Source organism: Pseudomonas sp. N40(2020), from assembly GCF_014472415.1.
In the GTDB taxonomy this organism is placed as follows: domain Bacteria; phylum Pseudomonadota; class Gammaproteobacteria; order Pseudomonadales; family Pseudomonadaceae; genus Aquipseudomonas.
This window is the reverse complement of the sequence record NZ_JACSZV010000006.1, coordinates 38511-63507: the sequence shown is the minus strand read 5'-3', so window position 1 is coordinate 63507 and position 24997 is coordinate 38511. Positions and strand designations below refer to the sequence as shown.

At 52.4% G+C, this 24997-nt stretch carries 18 protein-coding genes; 12 read left to right on the top strand and 6 right to left on the bottom strand.

The genetic code is table 11. The features are described from left to right. Position 1 precedes the first annotated feature (1 nt). From IAI51_RS06410 to IAI51_RS06375, 8 genes are all read left to right on the top strand, one after another. The gene (locus IAI51_RS06410; protein WP_187677714.1) at positions 2–925 is read left to right on the top strand and encodes a glycosyltransferase; all 924 of its coding nucleotides are present in this window, start codon (positions 2–4) and stop codon (positions 923–925) included. Next, positions 922–1884 (top strand): NAD-dependent epimerase/dehydratase family protein, encoded by a 963-nt coding sequence (locus IAI51_RS06405; RefSeq protein WP_187677713.1) that lies wholly within the window; start codon positions 922–924, stop codon positions 1882–1884. The genes IAI51_RS06410 and IAI51_RS06405 overlap by 4 nt, the downstream gene beginning before the upstream one ends. Further along, positions 1881–2900 carry an MraY family glycosyltransferase gene (locus IAI51_RS06400; RefSeq protein ID WP_187677712.1) on the top strand — a complete coding sequence of 340 codons (1020 nt, stop codon included), beginning with the start codon at positions 1881–1883 and terminating at the stop codon, positions 2898–2900. Before IAI51_RS06405 ends, IAI51_RS06400 begins: the two co-directional genes overlap by 4 nt. Before the next feature lie 447 nt (positions 2901–3347). Then, complete coding sequence (locus IAI51_RS06395) at positions 3348–5090, top strand: glycosyltransferase family 2 protein (protein WP_187677711.1); 1743 nt, start codon at positions 3348–3350, stop codon at positions 5088–5090. Positions 5091–5864: 774 nt separating this feature from the next. Further along, entirely contained in the window at positions 5865–6683 is an 819-nt protein-coding gene (locus IAI51_RS06390) for an ABC transporter permease (RefSeq protein WP_187677710.1), read from the top strand. Then, positions 6673–8046, top strand: a complete 1374-nt coding sequence (locus IAI51_RS06385) for an ABC transporter ATP-binding protein (RefSeq protein WP_187677709.1) — start codon at positions 6673–6675, stop codon at positions 8044–8046. Before IAI51_RS06390 ends, IAI51_RS06385 begins: the two co-directional genes overlap by 11 nt. Before the next feature lie 144 nt (positions 8047–8190). After that, entirely contained in the window at positions 8191–13116 is a 4926-nt protein-coding gene (locus IAI51_RS06380; RefSeq protein WP_187677708.1) for a glycosyltransferase, read from the top strand. A 214-nt stretch (positions 13117–13330) separates the two neighbouring features. Next, positions 13331–14314 carry an NAD-dependent epimerase/dehydratase family protein gene (locus IAI51_RS06375; RefSeq protein ID WP_224787286.1) on the top strand — a complete coding sequence of 328 codons (984 nt, stop codon included), beginning with the start codon at positions 13331–13333 and terminating at the stop codon, positions 14312–14314. A 67-nt stretch (positions 14315–14381) separates the two neighbouring features. Here the strand turns inward: IAI51_RS06375 and IAI51_RS06370 are convergent, their stop codons facing one another. The 3 genes from IAI51_RS06370 to cysC all read right to left on the bottom strand — a co-directional run bounded on the left by IAI51_RS06370 (position 14382) and on the right by cysC (position 17250). Beyond that, entirely contained in the window at positions 14382–15143 is a 762-nt protein-coding gene (locus tag IAI51_RS06370) for an SGNH/GDSL hydrolase family protein (protein ID WP_222944062.1), read from the bottom strand. Positions 15144–15280: 137 nt separating this feature from the next. Continuing rightward, positions 15281–16660 (bottom strand): FAD/NAD(P)-binding protein, encoded by a 1380-nt coding sequence (locus IAI51_RS06365; protein WP_187677707.1) that lies wholly within the window; start codon positions 16658–16660, stop codon positions 15281–15283. Continuing rightward, positions 16660–17250 (bottom strand): adenylyl-sulfate kinase, encoded by a 591-nt coding sequence (gene cysC, locus IAI51_RS06360; RefSeq protein WP_150637731.1) that lies wholly within the window; start codon positions 17248–17250, stop codon positions 16660–16662. The genes IAI51_RS06365 and cysC overlap by 1 nt, the downstream gene beginning before the upstream one ends. A 351-nt stretch (positions 17251–17601) precedes the next feature. Between cysC and IAI51_RS06355 the strand changes: the two genes are divergently transcribed. The 4 genes from IAI51_RS06355 to fabF all read left to right on the top strand — a co-directional run bounded on the left by IAI51_RS06355 (position 17602) and on the right by fabF (position 22354). After that, positions 17602–19596, top strand: a complete 1995-nt coding sequence (locus IAI51_RS06355) for a polysaccharide biosynthesis protein (protein ID WP_187677706.1) — start codon at positions 17602–17604, stop codon at positions 19594–19596. A gap of 110 nt (positions 19597–19706) precedes the next feature. Then, the gene (locus IAI51_RS06350; RefSeq protein ID WP_187677705.1) at positions 19707–20042 is read left to right on the top strand and encodes a ComEA family DNA-binding protein; all 336 of its coding nucleotides are present in this window, start codon (positions 19707–19709) and stop codon (positions 20040–20042) included. Between the two features lie 210 nt (positions 20043–20252). Beyond that, a complete protein-coding gene (locus tag IAI51_RS06345) occupies positions 20253–21047 on the top strand; it encodes an SDR family NAD(P)-dependent oxidoreductase (RefSeq protein ID WP_187677704.1) in 795 nt (264 codons plus the stop codon). Between the two features lie 32 nt (positions 21048–21079). Continuing rightward, positions 21080–22354, top strand: a complete 1275-nt coding sequence (gene fabF / locus IAI51_RS06340; RefSeq protein WP_187677703.1) for a beta-ketoacyl-ACP synthase II — start codon at positions 21080–21082, stop codon at positions 22352–22354. Here fabF and IAI51_RS06335 read toward each other — a convergent pair. From IAI51_RS06335 to eat, 3 genes are all read right to left on the bottom strand, one after another. Then, complete coding sequence (locus tag IAI51_RS06335) at positions 22351–22908, bottom strand: TetR/AcrR family transcriptional regulator (RefSeq protein WP_187677832.1); 558 nt, start codon at positions 22906–22908, stop codon at positions 22351–22353. The two genes, fabF and IAI51_RS06335, sit on opposite strands and share 4 nt — an antisense overlap. 136 nt (positions 22909–23044) lie before the next feature. Further along, entirely contained in the window at positions 23045–23212 is a 168-nt protein-coding gene (locus tag IAI51_RS06330; RefSeq protein ID WP_103305695.1) for a DUF2897 family protein, read from the bottom strand. Positions 23213–23341: 129 nt separating this feature from the next. Continuing rightward, a complete protein-coding gene (eat, locus tag IAI51_RS06325) occupies positions 23342–24706 on the bottom strand; it encodes an ethanolamine permease (RefSeq protein ID WP_187677702.1) in 1365 nt (454 codons plus the stop codon). Between the last annotated feature and the right edge of the window lie 291 nt (positions 24707–24997).

Sequence of the window (24997 nt, the reverse complement as noted above, 5' to 3'; positions counted from 1 at the left end):
TATGCCAGTGAAACATCCCAAGGTTGCAGTTTTACTGGCTGCCTTTAATGGTATGCAATGGATTGAGGAGCAGATGGCCTCGATTCTTGAGCAGTCCGGGGTCGATGTGCAGGTGTTCGTCAGTATTGACCCTTCAACCGACGGCACTGAGGCTTGGTGCGCTCAGTATGGTCTTGTTCACCCCCGTGTAATCGTCTTGCCGCCAGCCGGTAGCTTTGGCGGTGCTTCGCGTAATTTTTTCAGGTTGATCCGTGACGTAGATTTTGACGGCTACGATTTGATCGCCTTTGCAGATCAAGATGATATTTGGGATAACAATAAGCTCCGCCGAGCGCACGAAAAGCTCAACGAATTGAAGGTGGATGGTTATTCGAGTAATGTCGTTGCGTTCTGGGAGGGTGGGAAAACTCATCTGATTGACAAGGCGCAGCCTCAAGTTGCCTGGGATTTTCTGTTCGAGGCTGCGGGGCCAGGTTGTACTTACGTCCTCAATCATCGACTGGCCACGAATCTAAAAGCGGCGGTATGTCTTCATTGGCAAGCATTGCAGGGCGTCAGTCTACATGACTGGTACTGCTACGCATTTGCTAGAAGTAATGGCTTTCGTTGGTTTACTGATCCCGTCCCTGCCATGCTATATCGTCAGCATGAGCGTAATCAGGTTGGTGCAAACATCGGCATCAATTCGCTCGCGGTACGCTATAAAACGATTCATGACGGTTGGTGGTTTTCCCAGGTACAACTCATCGCCGAGCTGGTGGGTAAGTACCCCGATCCCTTTGTTCAGTCATGGTTTTGCTTGCGGCGCAGGCAGTTGCTTAGGCTCTCTCTAAGTGCTTGGCGTTGTCGGCGGCGCGTTCGTGACAAGATATTTTTTTTCCTTATCTGCTGGACAACGGCGATCGTCAGGAAAAAAGTTAAATGAACTCACCGAACGTTTTAGTCACAGGGGCTTCGGGTTTCGTTGGTGAGGGGGTAGTGATGCGCCTGCTACTCGATCGCAAGTTTACCCCCATTGCCGCCGTTCGCCGTGCCTCGCGCTTATCGGGGCTTTGTCGAGTATTGAACTGTCCGTTAGGCGGGCATTCGCAGCTGCCGGCCCTGGACGGAATTCAAGTTGTAATCCATTGCGCAGCTCGCGTTCATGTTATGAACGAGGTCGCGCAGGATGCATTGGCCGAGTTTCGAAAAGTAAATGTGGAGGGCACCGTTGCTTTGGCGCTCAAAGCAGCTGCGGCGGGTGTCAAGCGCTTCATATTTATCAGTTCGATAAAGGTGAACGGTGAGCGTACCGTGAGTGGGGCTCCTTTCAAGTACGACGATGCTCCGGCTCCTCATGATCCATACGCGCATTCCAAGCATGAGGCGGAGCAGCGCTTGCGAGAAATCAGTCTGGATACCGGTATGGAGCTGGTGATTATACGTCCGCCGCTGGTATACGGTCCCGGGGTGAAAGCCAACTTCTTGAGCATGATGAGCTGGTTGGACAAGGGTTTTCCGCTGCCATTGGGGGGGGTAGCCAATAGCCGCAGCTTGGTTTCGCTAGGTAATCTGGTGGATTTGATTGTTCATTGCGTTGATCATCCCGCTGCCCCGGGTAATACTTTTCTAGTCAGTGATGGTGTGACTATTTCGACTACCCAGTTGCTGAAAGTGATAAAAAAGTCGCTTGATCGCCCAACATTGTTGATCCCTGTCCCGATCTGGATGCTGAAGGGTTTGCTGATATTGCTCGGCAAGAATCTCATAGCTCAGCGCCTTTTTGATTCTCTCGAAGTTGATATTGCCAGAACCCGCTCGGTTCTCGGATGGTCGCCTCCAGTGAGTGTGGATCGTGCAATTCTTCAGACGGTCAGGCACTACCTGGATGCTCAAATAAAATGATGTTTTGTGTGCTGTTGCTTTCAGTATTCGTGGTTTCGCTCTTGCTGACATATGTCTTGCGACGCTATGCCTTGGCCAATAGCCTGATCGATGTTCCAAACTCACGAAGTTCTCACACTCTGCCCACCCCGCGAGGTGGGGGCGTCGCAATAGTTGTTTCCTTTCTGGTGATGCTGCCCGTGTCGTATTACACGCAGTTGATCGACTTCCCCGCGATGGCCGGATTGTCTGGAGCCGGCGCTTTGGTCGCGATTTTGGGGTTCGCGGATGATCATGGGCATGTTGCGGCCAAATGGCGGCTTCTCGGACATTTCCTGGCAGCTGGCTGGGCCTTGTATTGGTTAGGCTCGGGAGTGCAGATATCACTGCTCGGTTGGCTGCTCGATTGGAAGTGGTTTACCAGTTTGTTCTTTTCTATCTATCTCGTCTGGATGCTCAACCTGTACAACTTCATGGACGGAATTGATGGGTTGGCAAGTGTAGAGGCTATCACTGTCTGCTTGTCCGCTTGTCTCGTCTACTGGGTGAGTGGGCACCTGGAGTTGGCGTGGTTGCCTTTATTGTTGGCCGGTGCTGTCTGGGGTTTTCTATGTTGGAATTTTCCTCCCGCCAGGATTTTTATGGGGGACGCCGGCAGTGGTTTTCTTGGCTTGATTATTGGGCTGCTGACGATAATCGCGTGTGCTAAGGACCCGGAATTACTCTGGTGCTGGCTGATATTGTTGGGGGTGTTCATTGTGGATGCTACATGGACACTCGCGCAGCGCCTGCTTCGTGGGGATAAAATTTACGAGGCGCACCGAAGCCACGCTTATCAATATGCCTCTCGTCACTATGGAAGCCACAAGATAGTCGTCTATGGCGTATTGGCGATCAATCTGCTTTGGCTAGCGCCGCTTGCTCTCTTGACTGCAATCGGTGTGCTTCCTGGTGTCGTGGCGCTTCTCGTTGCTTATATTCCACTGGTGTTCGTTGCAAAAAAATACAACGCCGGCATGTTGGAAATTCCAGGATAACCGCGCGACTCCTCCGTTTTGGGTAGGTGACGAATCCTCAAGGAGGTAAACCGGGCCAGTCCTGTCTGGAAAGTAATCGATGACAGTCGTATATTTGCCGGTTATGTTGAAAGATAACGCATTGGATGCTGATTGAGCGCTCTTGAATAAATGAAATTATTCAAACTGATGGACGGTTTTTACGCAGGATCAAAGACTCGAAGTTTCGCAGTCAAGCGGTATACAGTTCAAAATATTCAAAATTGAAAAGTCGTTTTATAGGATAAATTGCTCGGTATGAGGTCTTCGAAAAAATCGTTTTTCAGCTGCTTCCTGACAGGGTCGCGCCAGTTACTCTCGAACCCAAAAGCGGCCCTTCGGCCGCTGTATCAGAAATTTCCTTTTTTGGCGAGTCTTCGAGTGCGAGTCGGGCTATTTTCGCGCAGGGTTCGCTCGTGTCTTTTTGCTGTGATTGATTCCAAGAACAATTTGAAGGCACTCCAGGCATTAGCGGAGCGTCGTTTTTCGTATGCCTTACCTGGCCTAGGTAGTGGCGAGCAACCGGCTGTCGATATATCAATCGTTACCTACAACAGCGGAAAATGGGTTGACGGTTTCTTCGAGTCTTTGAAAGCGCAAAACTATCCTTGTGAAAAGCTGAATTTGTTTTTTGTAGATAACGGATCTTCGGATAATACGGTTGCTCAACTTGAAGGTTGGAAGACCCGTTGTGCCGACCTCTTTGGATGCTTCAGCATTACACGGGGAGAAAATATAGGGTTTGGCGCCGGACATGATCGAGCCATTTCCCTGGGGTCGGCGGATTATTTTCTGGTGAGCAATATCGATATTCAGTTTTCGGTGGATGCGCTAGAGAAAGTTGTCGGCATGGCTTTAGCGTCAGGGCAGGACGATGTAGCGTCCTGGGAGATGAGGCAGGCGCCTTTTGAACACCCAAAATATTACGATCCGGTGACGCTCGAAACCAACTGGTCCTCACATGCTTGTATATTGATTCGTCGTGCTGCTTATGTTCAGCTAGGAGGGTATGAGCGTCAGATATTTATGTACGGGGAGGATGTCGAATTATCCTATCGATTCCGGTCTTACGGGTACCGACTTAAATATTGTCCTGGCGCAATGGTTTATCACTACACCTATGAGCACGAGAATCAGATAAAGCCGCTTCAATTTACCGGCAGCACTTTGGCGAATGCTTACCTGCGGCTGCGTTACGGCAATTTTATCGACAAGGTGGGTGGTATTGCATTGCAGTTTTTGTTGCTGCTCAGGCCGCAGGTATATCCGGGATCCCGTCGAGATGTGGTGGGCAGTCTCTTCCGTTTGATAAAAAAGACACCTTGTTTCCTGGCGGGAAAAGGACTGCAAAAGAATGTCAGCTTTCCCTTCCGGGGATTTGACTACGAGATGATCAGGGAAGGGGCTTTTTGGAATGTTGGCGAAACTTTTGACGTGCAGCCGTTAGTCACTATTGTCACGCGCACTTATCAGAAGAGGGATGAGTTTTTGAGGCAGTCGATCATGTCGGTGCTGAATCAGACGTATCCTCATATTGAGCTGATTGTAGTTGAAGATGGAGGAACGACAATGAAGTCGCTTGTCGAAAATACTCCGTTTTCTGAAGGGCGCAATGTGCGTTTTTTTGGGTTGGAAAAAGTAGGGCGCTCGGTAACCGGAAACTATGGTCTGGAAATGGCCTCAGGCAAGTATTGCATTTTTCTGGATGATGACGATTTGCTTTTTGCTGATCATGTGGAAGTTTTAGTTGCGGCTCTGCTAAAGAATGAGGAAGCGGTGGCGGCCTATTCGCTGGCTATGGAAGTTGGTACGGTCAATGACAATGGCGGGCGTTATTTAGAGCTTAGTTATGAAACGCCTGATTCGTTTAAGCAGCCATTTGATTATGAGGTGCTACTGGATCATAACTATATTCCGATTCAATCTATTATGTTTGAGCGTGAGTTGTATTTGGAACGGGGTGGCTTCGAAACAGATATGAGCAACCTTGAGGACTGGAATCTCTGGTTGCGTTATGCTTACAGGAATAAATTTTTCTATGTTCCAAAGACCACCTCGTTGTTCAGAACTCCTGCACAGTCGGACGTGAGGGTTGCTCGCCACAAGCAGCTTCATGATGCCTATCTTGTTGCCAAGAGTCGCGCACTGAAGTCTTGCGAACGTTACCAGTGATTTTCTAGATTGGTTAGTCTTGGTATCCAGGAGAAGCTGCCTTTTCAGGCAGCTTTTTTATTTTTGCGAATGGCCAGGCGCTCACGATTTAATTTTTTTGACTGGGTGCCGATAGGGTTTGGTCTTCTTGTGTTATCGCGCAGACGCTTGTGGTTTACCTATGAAATTCCCTCGCTTTGGGCGATAAACAATCGGGTAAAATTTGCGCGTTTCTTCGGGCCATGTGTCTACATCCGGCAGACGTATTGCCAAGGGAAAACCCGTGTTTCTATGTCGTATTGAGTGATATCATCCGACAGAATATTGACCTCCATGATCATGGGCCAGTTGTCTGATTTTTAGTCGTCGGATTTGTCACGCTGGGCTGCAGGGCGAAGGGTTCAAACCATGCCATCGCTCCGACCTGCTGCCTGGAAAGGTATAGTCGGTTTTTATTCCGGCCATGGTTGTCACCGCCCCGCTGTCATGCGGTTTTGAGGAAGGAACAGTTTTGCCACGCCCTCTTTTCTATGCGACTAACGGTACCCCTGGAGTCAGTTGGTCTAATTTGCGGCGCAGCAGTAGATCGGACTGTTTTTCCCAAGGAATCGTTTTCTCTCATGAATGGAATCCCCTGATTATGTACAGCTACACGCCGACGTACCTCGAGCCGTACGCAGAGGAACGCGGTATTTTCCATCGAAGCTTCTGCTTTTTCTCCTTGGGTATGACCCCCACGCTCGCGGCTCGGTATGCGTGCCGACCTGCATTTTTTTTTGCTGAGGTTTTTGCTTGATGCGCCAGTTCTCTGCCAACCCATTGGAAATGTTCGTCAGTCTCTGGCGCAACGCTGCTCTGATCAAAGCGTCGACAATTCGGGAGGTGCTCGGCAGGTACCGCGGTTCTGCGATGGGGCTGCTTTGGTCGTTTTTTAATCCGCTGCTGATGCTCGCGGTTTACACTTTTGTATTCAGTGCCGTGCTTCGTGCCCGGTGGAGTGTGGACAGCGACTCGAAGACCGAATTTGCTCTCATCCTGTTTGCGGGATTGATCATTTTCAACCTTTTTTCCGAGTGTATTAACCGTGCTCCTGGCCTGATTCTTGGTAAGGTCAATTTCGTGAAAAAAGTTGTTTATCCGCTTGAGATCCTTCCGGTAGTGGTGTTGGGTTCAGCGTTGTTTCATGCCGCCATCAGTCTCGGTGTATGGTTCATAGCCTACGGGATATTTTTCGGCATGCCACATGCAACGGCCTTTTACCTGCCGCTGATCGTCATCCCTTTTATAATGTTCATCATGGGCGTCAGTTGGGCCTTGGCTTCGCTGGGCGTTTACCTGCGCGACGTGTCTCAATTCATAGGTATTTTGACAACTGTTCTGATGTTCCTGAGTCCGATTTTCTATCCAGCGACTGCGCTTCCCGAGGCATACCGTCATCTGCTGTACCTTAATCCGCTGACGCCAGCGATCGAGATGACCCGGGATGTTTTGTTCTGGGGCAAATTGCCGAATTTTGAAATATTGGGAATCTATTGGATCGCCACTACTTGCATTGCCTGGTTGGGTTTTGCCTGGTTCCAGAAAACACGTAAAGGATTTGCTGATGTCCTCTGAAGTCGCGATTAAGGTTGAGAACCTGAGCAAGTGCTACGAAATCTACGATCAGCCGCGTGATCGGCTCAAGCAATTTATTGTGCCTCGCCTACAGGCCACGGCACGTATGCAACCTAGTCGGTTCTACCGAGAGTTTTGGGCACTGCGTGATGTTTCCTTCGAAGTGAAGAGAGGCGAAACGGTCGGAATAATCGGTTGTAATGGCAGCGGTAAGTCCACTCTTCTGCAGATGATTTGTGGAACGCTGAACCCTACGACCGGCACCGTGAAAACCCATGGGCGCATCGCTGCTTTGCTTGAGTTGGGGTCGGGTTTCGATCCCGACTTCACTGGACGCGACAACGTTTACATGAATGCCGCAGTCCTTGGGCTGGCGCGGGAAGAGATCGATCAACGTTTCGATGAAATCGCGGCTTTCGCGGACATCGGTGAGTTTATCGAGCAGCCTGTCAAAAGTTACTCAAGCGGTATGGTGGTGCGATTGGCATTTGCCGTTCAAGCAATGATTGATCCGGACATCTTTATTGTTGATGAAGCGCTTGCCGTTGGCGACGAAAAGTTTCAGCGTAAATGCTTTGCACGAATGGAGGAGCTGAAAAGCCAGGGTACCTCCATCTTGTTCGTGTCGCACTCGGCTTCGAGCATTATTGAACTGTGTGACAGAACCTTGCTACTCGACCATGGCACCCGGCTTATGTACGGTGCGGCACCTCAAGCGGTAAGGGCCTACCAAAAGCTTATTTATGCTCCACAGGCGGAATACAAAAGGCTGGTTGAAGCCTACATCGAAGCGGATAAAACTGGAGAAAACGTTGATCTCCAGAAAACCACCCAAAAACCTCGTGTTGTCTCCGTGGATGTGTCGGAGGATTCGTTTGATTCGGGACTGGTGCCTGAAACCACTGCAATCTATCCCACTCAAGGGGCCGAGATTACGTCGTTCTCGATACTTGATACCGATGGACGTCAGGTGAATGTTCTGCAGGCTGGCAGCACTTATCATATTCAGGTAGCCGGCCATTTCAGCGAGAGTTTTGACGCAACGTTCTGGGGCATCCATATACGTAACGTTTCTGGCGCTGTTGTAACAGGTCAGCGTTTTCCTGAGGATGGTGCCTATTTTGAACCTGTGAGTGCGGGAAGTGACTTTAATATAAAGTTTTCTTTTCAGATGAGCTTGCTGCCGGGCGTTTACTTTGTAGGTGGCGGTGTCTGGTCAAATCAGGAACCAAGCTGCGCTCATCGAATCATGGATGCGATCATGTTTCGGGTTGTATCCGAGGACAAACTGAACTCATTCGGTTATGTGGATTTGATGGCGAGCGTACCTCAAGCGGAAGTTGGTCGGAAAGCTACGATTTAGCGGTTGGCTGTCGGCTAAAGGAACTAGCCGACCGCTCGACGCAACGCGACGAGTCAAAGGCGACGTTGTTGACTTGTGTAATGGAATAATGGACTCGGAAGTTTGATGCTGCGCTGCAGCATATTCATAAGGTTTATGACGTAAATGTTAAATATCAGTGAATGGCCACCAAGTGACGAAGCAGCAGTGTTCAACTATCTCCGCTGGAGTGGCTATCGTTCGGAGCAGCACAAGCTCTTGTACGTAAGCACACCAAAAGTCGCGTGTACATCCCTTAAATGGTGGTTTGCATCGTTGGTAGGCTGCTCGAAAGCGCTTAACGAGATCACTGATAGTGCAGAAAGCAACCCGGATCAAATCGTGCATGAGATGCACAGGGTCGCACCCACTGTCACGGGACTTGCTCCAGAGTCATTACATGAAGCCCTGACCTCGGACTCGTATTTCCGATTTGCTGTGGTTAGAAACCCGTACAAGCGAATATTTTCGGCGTGGCAGTCAAAATTGCTGTTGCAGGAACCACAACAGGTTGGGCCCTATCTTCAGCGAGATTTTTATTATCAGCCGTTGAGAGATGCGAAGGATATCGCCTTGGCGTTCGAGGGGTTTCTTGAGCACCTTGCCAGTCAGGAAGCGCCAACATTCTGGGATCAACACTGGACTCCTCAAGTCATGTTGTTGCGCCCTGATCTGATCAACTATAGCGTGCTGGCCAAAATTGAAGAGTCATCCCGGCTCAGTAAGGCATTGTCCGAGCACCTCGGTGAGTTCCTTCCTGACCCTTTTGCCGAGCGTCGCGCAAACGAAAGTCTGATTCCTTATCTTCCTGAGTTCGTCACAGAGCGCAGTGCCAGTCTGATCCAGAGTTTGTATGCTGAGGATTTTGCGGTATTGGGTTATGACACCGAGCCACCGAAAGCCAAGGAATCATTTACCCACGATGAGCTCATGCTTGCTTTGCGCGCGATCAAGCTGATCAGGGGGCGCCACAAATCCCTCGGAGAGCGCACTGCGCGAATTGTCACCCTGGGTCAGACAGTTGACATGCTTGAGGGAAAAGTCGGGTCGCTGAGTGCTTCGTTAGTCGAGAGTGCCACACAAATTACCGAACTTCGTCTTCTTGCGGGCAAGCGTGAAGCCGAAATCGCGAACCTCACGCGTCAGATCTATATTCTGAAGGCTCAGGTTGTTGGGGGCGAGGAGAAGATTTCCAGCCTGCAACAGCAAAGGGATTCTGAAGTTGCTGCGGTAAGGCAAGAGCTGCAAAAAACTCATAACTCGCACTCCTGGCGTGTGACTTCGCCGTTGCGTAGAGCCAGTGTGCTGGCTCGCCGGACAATCCGCAGGCTGAGCAATACGTCCTTGGGTAAAGCTATCGAAGTCCTGAGAAAACGGCGCTCTCCCGCTGGTGAATCCTCGATTGAACTACTGAACGCCAGTGAGCTTTTCGATGAGAGTTACTACCTTGCCAAGAATCCCGATGTAAAAGATCAGGGTGTTGATCCACTCATGCACTATTTGATCGATGGGTGGAAGGAAGGGCGCAACCCCTCTGCGTTATTCAATACCGACAAATACCTGCGTGATTATCCAGACGTTGCCGCTGCGGCTGTGAATCCATTGGTTCATTACCTTAAAAGCGGTAGTTTGGAAGGACGCTCTATTGCTGGTCACACACGCACCTGGACGCGAAAAAAACGTGTAGAGGTGGAGGCCATTCCTCGCGTTTTCAAACAGGTTGCTCCGGACGTTATCGCAGAGCAAGTTGAAGTTATTAAGAACTCTGGGTTGTTTGATGCTGATTACTATCTGGCAATGTATCCAGAGTTAAAGAATATTGGTCTGGAACCTATTCGACATTATTGTAGTTTTGGCTGGTTCGAAGGGAAAAATCCTTCCGATGACTTCGATACTGTCGGTTATCTTGAGATGTACAAGGATATCGCTGCCGCCAATATAAATCCGTTTTGGCATTACGTTGTTTCAGGTGCCTCGGAACAACGGATCGCGGTGCCGGGAGCGATGATCCGTTATGAAGATGATATAAATTTTGGTCGTGCTAAAAACAGCATAAAACTTTTTGCTCTTTATGTTTTGCCGCAGTGGGATAAGTTACGCGAGGCGCGTGTTGCCTCCAAAGGCGGGGCTCAGTTACTGCCGAATGACTATCTTGGATTTTATGATCCACTGGATAGCCAAGTTTTGGCCAAGCAGGTGGGACTGGCCAAAGCCCATGGATTGTACGGTTTTTGTTTCGAGTGGAAAGGCAGTGAAGGCATTGAAGATGAGCGCCAGCCAGTAGACGTTTTTCTTGATCATAAAAACATTCAATTTCAGTTTTGCGTGAAAATTTCAGAGCAAGAAAAAAACGTGCCGGCACGTTTGCGTGAGGCTGTTCGCGATCGGCGATATTTGCGTATTGATGGACGTCCTGTCGTTGTAATCGAGTGCTCGGGATGCAACAATTTTGATGTGATCAATGAGCTACACGATCAACTCGTCCAACGTGACATTGATGCGTATCTGATCGTTCAGTCGACACAAATTAATGAAATGGTGTGGAGCGAAAAGCTCTCATCGCTATGTGACGGCGTTCTGGAACTGGCAGTAGAGCCTGTTCCAGGTGAGATTGGCACTTTTGCGCCACAGCGTAAGAATGGTATATCCGCTGTTCCTTATTCGGTAATTGTGGCCAATGGCATTACACGAGCGGAAAACGCTCAATCACATTCGTTTCCGGTTTTTAACGGTATTACTTTGGCCAGAGATGAATCTGCATATGATGCAAATTCCCCGCTGGTTTATACTCGATTTTTAGCGCGCGAGTACCGTCGTTGGCTGGATGCGACAATAAGAAGTGCTAAGAATATACACTCCGAAGATCGGCAGTTGGTGTTCGTGAATGCGTGGAATGACTGGAGTCGAGGACTGTTTCTAGAACCTGAAAAAGTTGCAGGTTTTGGTCGCGTTAACGAGACGAGTCGTGCGTTGTTGGACATCAAGTCAGCGACGTTGATGCCGAAAGTTTCGGTTGTTGTGCCAAATTACAATCATGAACGTTTTCTGCGTAAGCGTTTGGATAGTATTTATGGCCAAACGTACAAGAATTTTGAAGTTATCTTGATGGATGACTGCTCGTCTGATCAAAGTCGCTCGATATTGAATGAGTATGCACAGCGGTTCCCGGACGTAACCGTCACATTGTTCAACGAGAACAATTCTGGTGGCGTGTTCAGGCAATGGGCGAAGGGTATCAAGGCAGCAACGGGGGATCTTGTCTGGGTTGCCGAGAGCGATGATTACTGTGACGAAAACTTTCTTCAGGCTCTTGTTCGCTGCTTCGATGATGAAGCCGTCATGCTCGCCTATGCACGCTGCGAATTCGTCACCAGTGATGAAGTCGTCCAAGAGGGCGAGTTCCACAAGTATGTCAGTGACCTGGAATGCGCAGAGAAATGGACAGAATCGTACGTAGATACCGCTCACAGTGAAGTGCGTTATGCACTGGGGATTAAAAATACGATTCCTAACGCCAGCGGTGTCGTTTTCAAGCGTCCGATAGATTTACCGTTGCTTGATGATGAGGCCTGGCTCTCCATGCGAGTGGCGGGTGACTGGGTTTTTTACCTTCATCTCATTCGCGGAGGTAAAGTCGCTTACTCGGTCGAGGGGACGAATTTTTTCCGCCGTTACGTCGGCAGTGCTGCAGAGCTTACCTATAAGCGAGAAGTCTTTTATCGAGAACTCGGGATGGCAAGCCAGACAGTACAGGCTCTGTACAACGTCCCCCTTTCGGTTCTTGAAATGTGTGAAGAGAGTAGCCAGCGACTTTACGATATTAACGTTGGGAACTCACAACAAGAGTTCTACGCGTGGTATGGGCGCGATGCTATCTTTGAGGCTCGCGCCAATCGCACTCCGAACATCATGGTTTCAACGATTGGCTTTTACCCGGGTGGTGCGGAAATCTTGCCAATCCGCCTAGCGAACGAATTCAAGCGCCAAGGTTTTTCGGTGCTTCTGCTGAGTGCCGGACTTACAGCGCGAGAGGACGGCGTTCGCCGTATGCTGCGTGCGGATGTTCCGCTCGTCGAAACGAACGACCTTCATGAGGTGAAGTCGCTTATTCACGAGTTCGGTATAGAAGCCTTGAACAGCCATCAATGGCATACGCAGAAGTATCCAATAAGTCTTCCTGGCGTATTTTCGGAGTTGGGTTCTCACGTTGCTTCCTTGCACGGAATGATCGAGCACGGTGAAGCCTTCGCTGTAACTCATGAACAGCTCAAGGCGGCAAATAGTGAGGTGACTACGTGGGTTTATACAGCTGAAAAGAATATCGTTCCTTTCGCTAATCTTTCTATCTGTGAGAAAGACCCTGAACGTTTCGTCAAAGTACCTAATGGCTTGCAGCCGCCTGCCGTGGTAGCTATCGAACGTGAGCAGTTGGGCATTGCGCAGGACGCTTTTGTACTTTGCTGTGTGAGCCGGGCAATACCTGACAAAGGCTGGGATGAGACGATACAGGCAGTAGCTTTGGCGCGTAACCTTTCGGGAGTGGACATACGTTTGTTGCTGGTCGGTAATGGACCTGTATACGACGAGTATTGCCGTGTTGGGGCTCCTGATTTCGTCTGCTTGACGGGATTCAGTGATAACTCGGTCGGACATTATGCCGCGGCGGACATGGGGATTATGCTCACCAAGTTCAAGTCCGAGAGCTTCCCTCTGACAATTGTTGACTGCCTTTTCGCGGGCAAGCCATACATCGCATCCGATGTTGGCGATATTCGGAACATGCTGACGATAGGCGATCAGATGGCCGGTGAGGTAATCGTACTTGAAGACTGGGAGATCCCTATTGAGCATACTGCGAAAGTAATCGCCGATTTTGCCAGCAAAAAAGCAAGGTATAACGAGGTGCTGGGGTTGGTGAAAGAGGTCTCCAGTCGCTACCGAATCGACGCAGTTGCAGGACAATACATTCGTTTTTTCGAACGTGACATCAAAGCCCGCCGGGAAGAGCGAGCTGGCGACGAGTCTGCTTTGGTATCGCCGCCGGCTGTGTAGGCGGCGATTAAGGGCTTGCCTTAGGCATGAAGGAGGTTCCACAGTTTGAGCTGCTCAGGCTGTGGAGCGCTTCGCGTCGTCTCATAGGCTCCTTTTGTGCTACATGGCCTGTCACTGCCCCTTTTTTCGCAAAGCTTTGAAACAGCTGATTTGCGCAGGGCTACGTCAACTGCTCATCCGACAGCAAATCAAGCCTTTGAAGCATTGGAGATTAATGTTGAAAATATCCGAGAACACCTCCACCTCGAGAGCAATGCGGTCGGTGGTATTGGGCGGTCGCGGCTTCATCGGTACCCATCTGATCGAGGCATTGCTGGATCAAGGGCATACTGTGCGCTGCTTTGATCGCCCTAACGTCGTAGCGTTAGGAGATTCACACACCACCGATACACGTTTTGAGTTGTATGAGGGTGATTTCACCAGCGAGGCTGATATAAGTGAAGCGCTACGAGACTGCGACATTTGTTATCACTTGGTGTCGACTACGCTGCCTAAATCATCGAACGCAGATCCGGTTTTTGATATCGAAAGCAATCTGGTTGGAACCATTCGCTTGCTGAATCTTGCCGTCGAGGCCGGTATCAAGAAGATTGTTTTCGTGTCATCGGGAGGAACCGTTTATGGGGATCCCGTTCAGGTACCTATCTCTGAAACGCATCCTACAGATCCGGCTTGTTCGTACGGAATTGCGAAGCTGGCAATCGAGAAATACCTGGCGCTTTTTCATCGCCTGCATGGTCTTGATTACACCGTCTTGCGATTGGCAAATCCATATGGAGAAGGGCAGCGGACACATTCAAGTCAGGGGGCTGTTGCGGTTTTTCTCGGTAAAGTACTGCGTGGTGAGCCTATTGAGATCTGGGGCGACGGGTCGGTGGTTCGTGACTACATCCACGTAGCGGATGTTGTTCAAGCGTTGCTGGCGTCTATTGAGCGCTCAACGGATGAACACGTGTTCAATATCGGCTCCGGACATGGACACAGTTTGAATGAGTTGCTGGATGCGATTGAAAAAATCACGGGACGCGTAGCTGATCGGCAGTACCAGGCTGCACGAGGGTTTGATGTGCCTGTGAGTGTTTTGTGTATCGAGCGAGCGAAGCGTTCGCTGGGATGGGCGCCCGCCGTCAGCTTCGAGCAGGGACTCAAGCAGTTTGTAGCATGGTTGGAGGAGAGTCCTTCCTCGCGAATTGCTTGACAGTTGGACGTCGATTCGCGGTGCAGCCAGGCAACCGATTGAACCCGTTGAGGAGTCAACGGGTTTTTTATTTCGAGCGCAAAAACATTCGCAACAGATTGCTGATGAAGGAAGTTTTTTCAGTGTTGTTGGCGGCAGGTGTGGCAGATTTAGTGCATTGCGGTTCGCGGTGCTTATCTTGCAGGAGTAATGGCTTTAATAAGGGTTCGATCATCTTCGCATGCGCTGTCGGATCGTAGTGATGATCGCTGGGATCGGGGTTGCGGAGGGATTCTTTCAGACAACCCGTCTCATCAGTGGAAAGCGTGTCGAAATTCAGGTGGTTTATGCCTTCTTCAAGACAGAAGGCTTCCATCATTGAGTTGAATCTGATGGTCAACCGGGTTCTTTGAGACAGGGAGGCAGTTACTTCCTTTCTCAAGTTGGCAACATCGCCCCATTGCATATCGTCGCGGATAGTGGGGAGCGGAGTGCTGATACAGATTACCTGATTTGTTTTAGCAATCTGCTGCAAAAAGTTCTGGTAGTTACTAACGGCCTTCTCAAGCATTCGCTCCACCGAGCTGCCATGTTTTTGTGCTCGGTACCAGATTACAAAGCCGGTATCGACTTCTCCCAGCATCACTATGACTGTTTTCGCGGTAGTCGTTTGCAGCGCAGCAAGGTATTGCGGCATGGCTTGAGTAACGGCATTAGGATTCTGCAATCCGGATACAGTTGCACCGCCCACTGATGTCACTTCGAATACATGGTCGGGAAATAGATCTCTCATGTGTTCTGAGCTGAATACCAAAGCGTGAGAGTCGCCGAGCACAAGTACAGAGTTCATTGTCTGGATGGATCCTGATGGGGGTTTCTTTGAGATCACCCGATAGCGGCTAGCTGTCGCGGATGACTCGAACCAGGGAGGCCAGCATGTGGCATGCGGGATGCGATGTGTTGGCGATCCCTGGGTCCGTTAATTACTCAGGGCTGGAATTTTCCGGATACGCTTCTGGCGAGCGCGCTGGCATGTATACGCAATTCGGGGACGGCTGTGGCTTCCCAGAGCCCGGCTTTGAGCATTGGGCCCACGTAACTCAGCCATGAGAGTGCTTTCCCGTCTTTGCACTGCACGCAGAGGCTGTCGTCGACTAGCAAACCCAAACCAAGATCGTCGACAGCAATCAGCCCGTCTCTTATCAATTGTTGAATCAGAGGCTCGTCAATCATGCCTGGATTGGAATTAGGTCCCGTACAGTTGATGATGCGATCAATCTGCAATTGCTCCGTATCACGATGACCGCGCCGCTGCAGAGTAATCAGCGTTTTTCCATCGAATATTTCCATCGAGCGGATACGCCCGGCTAACGGTATGATTTTTTTCTGTTTCACTGCATCTGCGAAGAACTCATGCGTTTGCGGCGCTACACGATGGCGATGAACATCCCAATAGGGTTGCAGATGACGGAGAAACCTCTTGCGCTCAGTCGCCGGCAGGCGAGCCCACAGACGGGAAGTGATCGGGCGTATCGCAGCAACAACATCGCGCCAATTCAGTCCGAGCGTTTTGCCCGCTTCTACTTGCGATTTGAGGACGCGCAGGTAACTCAAGACGGTGGGCGTAGCATTCAGCATTTCATCACGAAAGGGTATTGGTACCTGCAATCCGCCCTTGTTTGCCCTGTGGGACAGTGGCAACAATCCTCGCCGCGACAGCAAATATATCCGACTGCCGTCGTTCACCTTTCCAAGGCTGGAAATGACGTCCAGAGCCGTGAGGCCGCTTCCGATCAGGAGCACCGATTCACCTTGTTGTTCCATGGCGCTGACTGATCCGCTCCAGGGATTTGCGATGTAGTGCGGTGACTCCAACAGGCTTGCCAGCGCAGCGGGCGTGCGCGGAGGGAAATGGCCAAAAGCCAGAATCACGTGATCGGCGAGGATTCTCTGACCCGAAGACAATTCAATCTGCGCCCCTTGATCTTGCGGTTTGAGCGATACCACTTCCGCACAGATACGTACTACATCGGTAGGGCGCCCGAAGTCTTTTTCTGCATCTTCCAGGAGTGAAGCAAGATAGTCGCCGTACAACTTTCTGGATACGAACGAACTGGAGGTTGTATCGGGTGCCCGGACCTGGCAGTAGCGCAGAAACGAGTCGGGATCATCGACAAGGGCGCTCATATTGCCTGCAGGAACATTCAGCAGGTGTTTTGAACTGCTGGTGCCATAAGCAAGACCCCGCGCAACTGCGCCAGATCGATTGATGATGATCAGTCGGGTGTCTTCGGCGGCAGAGCGCAGAAATTCGATGGCTGCCACAGTGCCACTGAATCCGGCACCGATAATGACTAGAGTTTTCATTAGCGTGATGGCTTGTTGATGAAGTCGATAATACGCCGGGCGGCAGTTTGCAGATCATCTTCCAGCGTGTTGATTACTATCTGCGGATCTTCCGGTGGCTCATAGGCCGAGTCGATACCCGTGAAGTTGGCAATCAGTCCCTGACGGGCTTTCTTGTACAGGCCTTTCGGATCCCTGCGTTCACATTCATTGAGGGGAGTGTCGATGAATACCTCAATAAAGTTTTCTGCGCCGATGACTTCGCGGGCCAACGCGCGGTCACGTTTGAACGGAGAGATGAATGCGGTGATAACGATCAATCCTGCATCAATGAAAAGCTTGGCGACTTCGGAAATGCGTCGTATGTTTTCGATGCGATCCTTGTCGCTGAATCCCAGATCATGGCAAAGACCCAATCGGACATTGTCACCGTCGAGGAGGTAGGTATGACGGTCTTCATTGCAAAGCGCCAGCTCCAAGGCATTGGCAATGGACGACTTACCCGCTCCGCTGAGTCCTGTGAGCCAAATGACAGTAGGTCGCTGATTTTTAATGAGGCTGCGGCGCTCTGCGTTCACTGCGGTTGTGTGAGCTACAAGATTTTCGGACATGTTTTCTCATTAAGCACTGAAAATTGGAAAATGATGTGGGCTTGATGGACGGAGATGCCTGCACGAGCGGTGCGGCCTCCGGTTCCGTGCTTTCATGATCTTTGCCGTGTGTTGATGAAGTGGATCGGCAGGCGAAGGGGGTTCGCAAATCTGAGAGCGCTTTACATTTTCGGTAATGGTGGATTGTAGCCATGCACCCGGCAAATTGCTCGTGCAGAATCGGCCGGTGTCGGTCGATCCAGTGCCAGGGTTGACATGGCGCAATCAACTATTCAGCTGATCATTCAAATATTGGGAGTAGAATGCCAGCCTTGACTGCTGAAGGAGGGAGCTGCGTGCTCCGATGGGTGAATGGATAAGGTGCGGACGGTCTTGTTGGGGTTGCCTCGCAAACAAAAACGTTTGTTGCAGGTGCTTACCGATGTCGTGTTGGTTTGGGTCGCTTTATGGCTGTCTTTCATTGTACGTCTGGGCGTCGATGATATGTATAACCCGATCAACGCTCATATATGGCTCTTCGCATGTGCGCCAGTTATTGCGATCCCGTTTTTTATACGCTTTGGCATGTACCGCGCGGTCATGCGCTACTTTGGCAACGACGCACTTATCGCGATCGTCAAGGCGGTCAGTCTTTCCTCATTGATTCTGGCTGTAGTTGTGTTCTGGTACAGCAATCATGAATCTGTTGTTCCCCGTTCGATCGTTTTCAACTATTGGTGGTTGAGCATGGTCATCATCGGTGGCCTGCGCTTGTGTCTGCGACAGTATTTCATGGGCGATTGGTTCACGGCTGCGCAACACGTGCCATTTGCAAGTCGCAATGATGGCTTGACCAAAGTTGCCATTTACGGAGCAGGGGTTGCGGGTAATCAGCTTGTAGCAGCGCTTCGCATGGGGCGGGTCATGCGCCCGGTCGCATTTATCGACGATGATCCCGGAATTTCTGATCGGTCGATTTCCGGACTTCAGGTCTATAAACCCAAACACATACAACAAATGATTGATGTGACCGGGGCACAAGAGATTCTTCTAGCCTTGCCATCATCTACCCGCGCACGACGTCGGGAAATTCTGAATGTTCTCGAAGGGTTTCCCCTGCATGTTCGCAGTGTGCCCAATTTCACCGATCTTGCCAGCGGTCGCGTCAAGGTTGAGGATATTCAGGAAGTCGATATCGCTGACTTGCTGGGACGAGATTCAGTTCCCGCGCAACCCGACCTGCTCGCTCGGTGCATTAAAGGCCAAACCGTCATGGTCACCGGCGCCGGGGGATCGATTGGTTCGGAGCTATGTCGGCAGATCTTTGCGTTACGGCCGACGACTCTGATTTTGTTCGAACACAGTGAGTTCAATCTCTACAATATTTTGTCAGAGCTGGAGCAGCGGGTCTGTCGGCAGTCGGTCCCCGTCAGGTTGTTACCGATCCTCGGTTCAATTCGTCATCAAGACAAGTTGTTGGATGTCATGAAAACATGGAAAGTCGAGACGGTTTACCATGCGGCGGCCTATAAACATGTGCCTATGGTTGAGCACAACATTGCAGAAGGTGTGCTGAACAATGTGATCGGAACACTCAACACAGCCCAGGCAGCCTTGCAGTCCGGTGTGGCAAACTTTGTGCTCATTTCCACCGATAAGGCCGTGCGGCCAACAAATATCATGGGCAGCACCAAGCGCCTGGCAGAGTTGACGCTTCAAGCACTGAGTCGCGAACTGGCTCCCGTTCTGTTCGGTGACAAGGCCAACGTGTCCCGTGTCAATAAAACCCGGTTTACAATGGTGCGTTTCGGAAATGTTTTGGGGTCGTCCGGTTCAGTGATTCCGTTGTTCCATAGTCAGATCAAGTCCGGAGGGCCACTAACGGTTACTCATCCCAAGATCACCCGGTACTTCATGACCATCCCTGAAGCCGCACAATTGGTCATTCAGGCGGGATCCATGGGGCAAGGGGGGGACGTATTCGTGCTGGATATGGGGGAACCGGTAAAGATTGTCGAACTGGCGGAGAAAATGATCCACCTGTCCGGTTTGAGTATTCGCTCAGAGCGCAATCCGCAGGGGGATATCTCCATCGAGTTCACCGGACTGCGCCCTGGCGAGAAGCTTTACGAGGAGCTGCTGATCGGTGACAACGTCGCTGCGACGCCACACCCGATGATCATGACGGCCAATGAAGATCATCTGTCCTGGGATGTCTTGAAGGCCCGATTAAGCGAATTGCTCGCTGCCGTCGAGCGGGATGACTATTCGCGAGTACGCCAACTCCTGCGCGAAACCGTCAGCGGCTACACCCCCGATGGCGAGATCGTCGACTGGATCTATCAACAGCGCCGTCTCGAACCCTGATTGTTTCACATCCTGTAACGAACGCATTTTTGACATGCGCCAACCATCACCTACTTTTGAGGAGCAGCTTCGGAAAAGCTGCTTTCTCAAATGATGATGGAGCGTCAAATATGCGTACCGGTTACTTCTACTCCTTGGTTTTTGCCTTCCTCACCAGTGCTTCGATTGCTGCGATTGCAGCGCCCGTTGCGCCGTCGGAGCCAGTTAAGGCACCAATCGTGATGGACGCTGCGGTATCTTCCCAGACTGCGAAAATCGATCTCAACGAAGCTGATTCCGCGACGCTGCAAAAGGAGCTGTCAGGCGTAGGTGAGGCCAAGGCCAAAGCGATTGTTATGTATCGCGAAACAAACGGGCCGTTCTCCTCGGTCGATGAGTTGCTGGAAGTGAAGGGGATCGGCAAGGCGATCCTGGATCGCAATCGCGATAAGCTGGAAGTGAACTAAGCTGATTGTTCAACGCCAAGGGGCCGGTCATTGACCGGCCTTTTTGTTTTTCCGTTCGCGAGTTTGGCAGGGAAGGCGAAGGGGACGCTCGTCGGATAGCAAAAAATTACGGCTATCATATTGGCTTTGGATTATGCCTATAATAATTTCCACGCGCTCTGTATCAAAAGGATTCAGAGGCGATCCCTCAAGCATTTCAGGAGTACGGTCATGAATTCTGTTGCGTCCCAAGGTACGGCTCTGGTCACTGGCGCTTCGTCCGGTATCGGTGCGATTTACGCTGAGCGGTTGGCAGCGCGTGGGTTCGATCTGTTGTTGGTCGCCCGTGATCTGGAGCGCCTGGAAAACGCCGCGAGCCAGTTGCGCGAGGCTCATGGCGTTCAGGTGGAAGTGATGAAGGCGGATCTGACGCTAAAGGATGACGTGCTCAAGCTGGAGCAGCGCCTGCGCAGTGACTCGAGCATCAGCCTGTTGGTCAACAACGCAGGTGTTGCGGCTGACGGTCTGTTGGCCAACGCCGATCTGGAGAATCTGGAGCGTTTGATCCAGCTCAATGTCACCACGGTCACCCGACTGGCATCGGCCGCTGCGGCGAGTTTCGCCAAGGCCGGACGCGGCACGATCATCAACATCGCCTCGGTGGTGGCGCTGTTTCCTGAGCGCTTCAATGCCACTTACAGCGCCAGCAAAGCTTACGTGTTGAGCCTCACCCAATCGCTGAATGCCGAACTCGACGGCACAGGGGTCAAGGTGCAAGCGGTACTGCCCGGCGTCACCCGCACGGAAATCTGGGAACGCTCCGGTATCGACGCCAGCGGCATCCCGGCAGACATGGTGATGGAAGCCGGCGAGATGGTGGATGCAGCGCTGGCCGGTCTGGATCAAGGCGAACTCATTACCATCCCTTCCTTGCCGGATGCAGACGAGTGGCATGCGTTTGTCGCAGCACGTCATGTGATGGCACCGAATCTGTCGCGCAGTTCGGCAGCCAGTCGTTACAAATAAGTTCTTCTGAATCGGTGAGAGGTATACGCGGTATGGATCAGCGTCGAGTAGTCGTCACGGGCATGGGCCTGGTATCACCTTTGGGCAGCGGCGTCGAAGTCGTTTGGCAGCGTTTGCTCGCCGGGCGTTCGGGATTGCGCAGCTTGCCGGATGCGGTGGTCGCTGATTTGCCGGCGAAAATCGGTGGTGCGGTGCCAACCCTGGAAGACGATGCCGAGGCGGGGTTCGATCCTGATCGGGCCACGCCACCCAAAGAACAGAAGAAGATGGACCGCTTCATCATGTTTGCCATGGAGGCGGCCCGACAGGCGCTGGAGCAAGCCGGTTGGCATCCAAAAGAGGGTAGAGATCAGGAGCGCACCGCGACGATCATCGGTTCCGGTGTCGGCGGCTTTGGTGCCATAGCCGACGCCGTTCGCACGACTGACAGTCGCGGCCCCCGCCGTCTGTCGCCGTTTACCATTCCATCCTTTCTGGTCAATCTGGCGGCCGGTCACGTGTCGATTCAGCACGGCCTCAAAGGTCCATTGGGCGCGCCGGTAACTGCCTGCGCCGCCGGGGTTCAGGCGATTGGCGACGCTGCGCGAATGATTCGGGCCGGTGAAGCGGATATCGCCGTGTGCGGTGGGGCGGAAGCTGCGATTGACCGGGTCAGTCTTGCGGGTTTCGCCGCGGCACGAGCGCTGTCCAGCGGCTATAACGACACCCCGGAGCGCGCCTCACGTCCATTCGACAGCGGTCGTGACGGCTTTGTCATGGGCGAGGGCGCGGGCCTGCTGGTGATCGAGTCTCTGGAACACGCCTTGGCACGCGGTGCGAAACCCTTGGCCGAACTGGTCGGTTACGGCACCACCGCCGACGCCTATCACCTGACCGCCGGCCCTGAAGACGGCAGTGGTGCGCGGCGGGCGATGACGCTGGCACTGGCGCAGGCGGGTATCGAGCCGGATCAGGTGCAGCATCTGAATGCACACGCCACTTCCACACCGGTGGGCGATCTCGGCGAGTTGGCGGCGATCAAAGCGTTGTTCGGCTCGCAGAACAAAATCGCCGTGACCTCGACCAAATCAGCTACTGGTCATCTGCTCGGCGCTGCCGGTGGGCTCGAAGCGATCTTCACGCTGTTGGCGATTCGCGATCAGGTGGTACCGCCGACGCTCAACTTCGAAAACCCCGATCCTGCCAGTGAAGGCGTGGACATCGTCCATGGCCAGGCCCGATCAATGCCGATCGAATATGCATTGTCCAACGGCTTTGGCTTTGGTGGGGTGAATGCCAGCGTGTTGTTCAAGCGATGGCAGGCTTAGCCTTCTGCTTGCTTGAGATGGTCGCGGGTGACGTCGAGAATGTGCTGCGCAAACTCGGCATCCGCGACACTGCGCGACAGTAACAGAGCGCCAACTAAAGTCGACATGATGACGATGGCTCGGTCGGCGCTGTTGTCACCTTGCAGGGTGTTCTCGATCTGGCTCAGTCGTGCGTTGAGTACGGCGTCACTGGTTGGGCTGGGTTGTCCGCGCAGTCCCAGTTCCGAGGAGATGGTCAGCAGGGGGCAGCCTTCATGAGGGGATGTCTGATGCCATTCTGACAGGTAGGTGTCGATGAACACCTGCAGCGGATTGTCCTGCGCAAAAATTTCAGCGCATAACCCATCGACTTGATCGCTTGCCTCTTGCAGTGCTTTTTCGACTAACTCGTCTTTGGATTTGAAGTGCGAATAAAAGCCGCCATGGGTCAGTCCCAGGGCTTTCATCAAAGGTTGCAGTCCGGTTGCACCGATCCCGTCCTTGCGAAATCGTGCCGACGCTTCCTTGATAATGCGCTGATGGGTCTGGGCTTTATGATCCTGCGAGTAACGCATCGGGAACTCTCCGCAACAATGCGGCCATCTTAACCAAGGAAAATTAAATGGTGACTGTACTTCTACTTCTAAAAAGCATGCGGAAACGCCGATACGGATCTGAAAAACAAACCCCGCCAATCTGGCGGGGTTTTTGTTAACGATCTTGTGCTTCTTTTGCATCCATTTCCGCGTTGCGTTGCGCAACGCGCTTACGTTCTTCATCGGTCAGTTCGACCTTGTTGGCGGTGTCTCGCAACATCATCAATCCGCCAACGATCGAGCCGATTGCAACAACCAGAATCAACCAGGCATACCAAGGCATAACGGCTCTCCTTAATGGCAGATCGACGGGCGAGGATTTCGCCGTGCGATGCTGCATACCACATTTGAGCGAAGCGGCTTCGCAGTGGTTCCATTCTAGGCCCGTTATGCCCTGTGCACCCGAAGTCCCTTAGCGCCCGGTCAACATCGCATCGGCTGGCGCGTTGGCGCGTAGTTGCCCGGTGAGCATGAAGTAGCCGAAACCGACCGCCATGAAGCCGAGGAAAATCAGCCCGATCAAGGTGTTGAACCACGCCATCGCCACCAGGCACACCACCGCCAGCACCAGTGCAATCATCGGCACCAGCGGGTAGCACGGTGCGCGAAAGGTGCGCTCCAGATTCGGCTCGGATTTACGCAGTTTGAACAGGCTGAGCATGCTCATGATGTACATCACGATCGCGCCGAATACCGCCATGGTGATCATCGCGGCAGTGAGGGTCATGCCGCCGAGGTTGATCAGGCCGTCGCTGTAGATCGCGGCAATGCCGATGATGCCGCCGACGATGATCGCCCGGTGCGGTGTCTGGAAGCGCGACAGCTTGGCCAGCGAAGCGGGCAGATAACCGGCGCGGGCGAGGGCGAAGAACTGGCGAGAATAGCCGAGGATGATCCCGTGGAAACTCGCCACGAGGCCGAACAGACCGATCCAGACCAGCATGTGCAGCCAGCCGGAGTTATCGCCGGCCACGGTTTTCATCGCCTGCGGCAGCGGATCGTTGATGTTTGCCAGAGTGCGCCAGTCGCCGACGCCGCCAGCAAAGAACATCACGCCCATGGCCAAAAACACCAGCGTCAGGATGCCGCTGATGTAGGCCTTTGGAATCGTGCGTTTCGGGTCCTTGGCTTCTTCGGCAGCCATCGCTGCGCCTTCAATCGCCAGGAAAAACCAGATAGCAAACGGTATCGCCGCGAACATCCCGGCAATTGCGGGTGCGCCGAACACATCCGAACCGGCCCAGCCATTGAGCGCGAAGTTGCTGAAGCTGAAGGCTGGTGCGACGACGCCCATGAATACCAGCAGTTCGGCGACGGCGAGCACGCAGACGATCAATTCGAAGGTTGCCGCCAGTTTTACCCCAAGGATGTTCAATCCCATAAAGACGATATACGCACCGACTGCTGCGTGTTTCGGATCGAGGGCCGGAAACTGCACATTTAAGTAGGCGCCGATGGCCAAGGCAATTGCCGGTGGTGCGAAGACAAATTCGATCAGCGTCGCCAGCCCGGCGATCAATCCGCCTTTTTCACCGAAGGCACGACGGCTGTAGGCAAACGGCCCGCCCGCGTGAGGAATCGCGGTCGTCAGTTCGGTGAAGCTGAAGATAAAACAGGTGTACATGGTCGCGACCATGAACGAGGTCACCAGAAAACCCAGCGTCCCGGCCACGCCCCAGCCGTAACTCCAGCCGAAGTATTCCCCGGAAATCACCAGCCCCACGGCGATGCCCCACAGGTGCAGCGTGCCCAGCGTGGGTTTGAGTTGTGTGTTCATGCGTTTGCTCCCTGAACGGTTTGGAAAGCTCGGGGGAGGGCGTGTGCAGTGGGCGTGCCATCGCGCTGAAACAAGTCGTAATGAGTTCAAAGCTGTCGCAGGGGGGATGATTGGCGGTGGATGCATGGGTTTTGTGCGCCAGTTGAGTGCGATGTTGTCTGCGCCGCCGCCTTCGCGAGCAGGCTCGCTCCCGCATTATGAAATGCGTTCCCCCTGTGGGAGCGAGCCTGCTCGCGAAGAGGCCAGCCCAAACACCGCATAAATCGCCCGTAAAGCCCGCATAAACCCACT